The sequence below is a fragment of the Mesorhizobium sp. M7D.F.Ca.US.004.03.1.1 genome (assembly GCF_003998635.1).
GTDB lineage: Bacteria > Pseudomonadota > Alphaproteobacteria > Rhizobiales > Rhizobiaceae > Mesorhizobium > Mesorhizobium loti.
In genome coordinates this window covers 1-1,217 of the sequence record NZ_RZQG01001314.1, presented here as the reverse complement: position 1 = coordinate 1,217, position 1,217 = coordinate 1, and the positions used below count along the sequence as shown (strand labels likewise).

General features: G+C 57.7%; 2 protein-coding genes and 1 pseudogene. 1 reads left to right on the top strand and 2 read right to left on the bottom strand.

The annotated features are described in order from the left end of the window. The coding region (locus tag EN935_RS36650) for a DUF1989 domain-containing protein (RefSeq protein ID WP_127374269.1) at positions 1 to 368 on the top strand (368 nt) is incomplete at its 5' end. Positions 369 to 493: 125 nt separating this feature from the next. Here the strand turns inward: EN935_RS36650 and EN935_RS36645 are convergent. Together EN935_RS36645 and EN935_RS36640 are read right to left on the bottom strand one after the other, a co-directional pair. Beyond that, the gene (locus tag EN935_RS36645) at positions 494 to 907 is read right to left on the bottom strand and encodes a DUF3830 family protein (protein WP_127374268.1); all 414 of its coding nucleotides are present in this window, start codon (positions 905 to 907) and stop codon (positions 494 to 496) included. A 35-nt stretch (positions 908 to 942) separates the two neighbouring features. Further along, positions 943 to 1,217, bottom strand: a pseudogene (locus tag EN935_RS36640) (amino acid ABC transporter ATP-binding protein); the annotation flags it as partial.

The following is a 1,217-nucleotide window of genomic DNA, read 5'->3' as shown; positions in this document are numbered from 1 at the left end:
GGTATTGGGTGACAAAAGACAAGGACCATCCCTTCGTCACCAGGTACAACTGCTACTGCAACCTGACACGGGCAGTGGCTCCGCACGGGCTGAAGGCGGCCGACCTGCACGACAACGTCAATCTGTTCATGAAGTGTTACATCGACCCCGAGACCGGCCTGCATCCGTGGGAAGTCACGGATGTAAAGAAGGGTGACTACGTCGAGTTCTACGCCGAGATGGACGTGCTTTGCGCAGTCTCCATCTGCCCTAGTGCGTCAGGACGCTACAGCTACGAGGAAGAGCAGGAAGCCACGCGTCCAATCGATATTGAAATCTATGACACTGGCAAATTCTTGCCCGACTACGAGGACCCGCTCGATCTTTGAACCCACCAAGGGCGGTCCGCCTGGCCTGATGGCCATGCGCGCAGGGTAGAGATATTTTTTTGACCTGGAAACGCCAAAGCCGCCGCGCACTGCGCGGCGGCTCTATTTGTTGCCGCTCGATTTGTTCAATCCAGCGAGAACATTATCTTCTGCGCGCCTTCCCACAAGGCGACCCGGCCGAGTTCGGGAAGCTTGTCGAGATTGGATGTCAAGGTGATGAAGTGATTGCCGGCGAGTTGCCCGACCTTGGAGGCGAAATGGACACTGCCATAAGCGAGCAGAATCTCGGTCTCGCTGATGCCGCCCGGATACAGGATGATCTGGCCGGGCGCGGGATAGCTGGTGTGGTTTTCGTAGTCCACGCCGAAGCTGAAATCGCCGAGTGGCATCCATAACCCTTCACCGCTCCAGCGCACATGAATGGCGCGGCTCTCAAATGGCATTCGTTCGACGAAAGCCGCGCATGTCCGCGGAGCCAGCTGCGTCTCAAGCCGGCCGTGGAAGGTAAAGGCGCCGGCCTTCAGCGTTATCTTGGTCATATCTTGGTTTCTCTGTTGTTCGAGAGGGTGGGGGCTTAGCGGTGCAGGACCTTGCCAAGAAACTGCCGTGTACGGGCTTCCAGGGCATTGTCGAATATCTGCGAAGGGGGGCCGGCTTCGACAATGCAGCCGCCGTCCAGGAAGAGCACTTTCGAGGAGACTTCACGCACGAACCCCATTTCGTGCGAAACCGTCAGCATTGTCATACCCTCGGATGCCAGCAGGCGTATCGTGTCGAGCACCTCATGCACCAACTCCGGATCGAGTGCTGACGTCACCTCGTCAAGCAGCAGGATTTCAGGCTTAAGGG